The following is a 2903-nucleotide window of genomic DNA, read 5'->3' on the forward strand; positions in this document are numbered from 1 at the left end:
TCCACCGGGACCGGACCTCGCATCAGCTCCGTCAGCTCAGCCAACATTTGCGGGCTTAGTTCCCAGGGGCTTTCAACCTCGGTCGGCGGATTTGGCTGGGCTGGCCAGGGGGCCAATGCCGAAGGCTCCTGCCCGAAGTCTTGCGAGCCGAAGCTGTCGGCCGACAGCGGACCGGCGTGATCCGCCGCCTGCCAAAGCTCCTCTTGATCGACAAACGCTACGGAAAACTGGGTGCTTCGATCCGTGGGCTGCCGAAAGCTGACTACCCCCGCCGTTGTGCTGGAGGGCTCGCTCGCGGTCTCCACCGGGACCGGACCTCGCATCAGCTCCGTCAGCTCAGCCAACATTTGCGGGCTTAGTTCCCAGGGGCTTTCAACCTCGGTCGGCGGATTTGGCTGGTTGACGCTTGCCGCTGGCCAGGCGGCCAATGCCGAAGGCTCCTGCCCGAAGCCTTGCGAACCGAAGCTGTCGGCCGACAGCGGACCGGCGTGATCCGCCGCCTGCCAAAGCTCCTCTTGATCGACACGCGCCACGGAAGACTGGGTGCCTTGATCCTCTGGCTGCAGGTCTTCCTGTGCGCTCGAAAAGCCCTGCCCGTTGATCCGAAGGCCCATGTCAACCATGCTCAATCCCCTAAGATATGGAAACATGCTCAATCCCCTAAGATATGGAAACAAAACGGCAGCGGTCGAACACCGACTGCTGACGGAGGTAGAACCTATCTGAGGCTCGAGCGGCCCCAACCAGAGCGCAAGGAGCGCGACTATAGCATTGGACAGCTCCGGGTTGCCGAGCTTCGTTCAGGCGCCGCTCAAACACCGTACATCCTCTTTGCTGCTGTTGCAGCATGGCGCGGTGCTCCGTGGAATCGAGACCAGGCGACGGGAGGCCCGGCAGATCCCGGACACAACGGCCAGGCGTTGAACTGCTGTCCCGCGCTACAGGATAATCAGACCTATCATCAATGAATGGGTGGCGTGAACGCATGATTGCAGCAGAGTTCGAAACCAGGGAGAAAGGAGCGTGCGACTAAAGTCTAGCACAGCCCCAGTGTTGACTGGCATACGCAGATGATATGGAGGCATAGCGCGAACGAGGCGCTGTCGCTTTCCATTTAATGGGATTCTTCCTCAATTTCTGTGGTTAACAGAGTGTTAGCGGCGCGACTGCTATCTGCGGGATGCGAGCGCAATTGAAATGGTCACCCGGCCCAGGGGTCAAAGTTCTGGGTATCACCCTTCAAGATGAAGGAAACTGGGTTGTTTCTGCCGCTGCGAAACCTGTCGGTATCTGCCCGGATTGCGGAACGCGAAGCCAGCACCGGCACGGCTGGCACAACCGCCGCCTCCAGGACTTGCCTGTTCAGGGTCAAGTTGTGAAAATCAAACTCGCGCTGAACCGGTGGCAGTGTAGACACCGGAAATGCGGGCGACGAACCTTCACCGACAGGTTGCCCGAGATTGCTTCACCCTACATGCGACGAACTGAACGGATGGCTGAGATAGTGGGCTTGATTGGCCACAGGATGGGCGGTCGCCCAGGTGAACACTTGATGCATCGGCTCGGCATGCCGGTCAGCGACGACACGATCTTGCGGCAATTGAAGCGCAAGAATCCGGTGTCCATGCAAAAAGACAATATTCGGGTTGTGGGCATTGATGATCGGAGCTGGCGGCATTCCTCGCGGTACGGCACGATCATGGTCGATCTCGAGCATCATTCGGTCGTCGAGGTTCTGGACGACCGCAGCGTCGAGAGCGCAAAAGCATGGTTGCAAGAACGTCCGACTATCGAGGTCGTTAGCCGAGATCGCTGTGGTCTGTATGCCCAGGCAGCCCGGGAGGGCGCACCGCAGGGCCGCCAGGTGGCTGACCGTTTTCATCTGGTCCAAAAAATCTCAGGGCGGCGATCAAGGAACAGATGAGCGTTTATGGTCACGCCCATGTGAGACCCATTCTCTCCGAAGATGCGATCGCCAGCGCCAGGTCACAACAGCGCCGTGCCCGCTTGGCGCACAGACAATCCCGTCAGGAAATATTCGAGACGCTTCAAGCTTTGCGCCAGCAGGGCCTCACCTACAGCGAGATTGCAAGGCGGACCGGATACGAGCGCCCAATCTGGAGCGCCTGTTGAAGGTGTGGCGTGAAGTCGAAGACCTTCAACCCGACGACCCGCCTCCGGATATGGATGTTTCAGAACCCGTCCGCGATCCTGACACGGGCCATATGATCTCGTCTGTGGTGGCCGCAGCTTTGTGCGTAAAACCGCGCGGCCTGCTGACCGATCGTCAGGCCGGAAAGGTCAATGCCTTGAAACAGGGCTCGACAGTCTTCGCCATAATGCGTGGCTTGGCCATGCGCTTCAACGGCATCTTGCGCAGCAGGAATTCGGAGGCACTGGATGAATGGATCGACGATGCCATTGATACCGAACTCACGGCGATCATGCGCTTCGCCAGCGTTTTGCGCCGGGATATTGATGCCGTCAAAAATGCAATCGAACTCCCTTGGAGCAACGGTCAAGCCGAAGGGCAGATCAATCGCCTCAAGATGCTGAAGCATGCAATGTACGGTCGCGCCGGCCCAGAACTGATGAGGGCGAGAATGCTGCCGCTGAATCACAGAAATTGAGGATGAACCCGTTTAACTTCTGTGGTTGCCGTCCGTTGTGCAAGTAGTGTCTGACCCCTTTTGCCGTGTGATCGAATGCGGTCTTCTGTCAGGCCTTTATTTGCGGCACTTCAGAAGCCGCAGGCCGGTATGGTGATCTGCGGATCGGGTTCAAATCTGCCAAACGAGCTCTAGCAGGCTGTTGAAGAAGTCTCCGGTTTGGCCTTGAGTATGGCCTCGTCGCCGTTGTGGTATGCGAAAGTGATCTCGATCGTGCCATCGTCGAGCAATTCG

The 2903-nt window shown here is 58.4% G+C and carries 2 pseudogenes; one reads left to right on the forward strand and one right to left on the reverse strand.

Going from position 1 to position 2903, the window contains the following annotated elements:
- Positions 1-623 (reverse strand): annotated as a pseudogene (locus tag QN224_RS33290) (hypothetical protein); the annotation flags it as partial.
- Positions 624-1180: 557 nt separating this feature from the next.
- Between QN224_RS33290 and QN224_RS33295 the strand changes: the two are divergent.
- Positions 1181-2630 (forward strand): annotated as a pseudogene (locus QN224_RS33295) (ISL3 family transposase).
- The last annotated feature ends 273 nt before the right edge of the window (positions 2631-2903 follow it).

It is taken from the genome of Sinorhizobium sp. 7-81 (assembly GCF_030124405.1).
In the GTDB taxonomy this organism is placed as follows: domain Bacteria; phylum Pseudomonadota; class Alphaproteobacteria; order Rhizobiales; family Rhizobiaceae; genus Sinorhizobium; species Sinorhizobium psoraleae.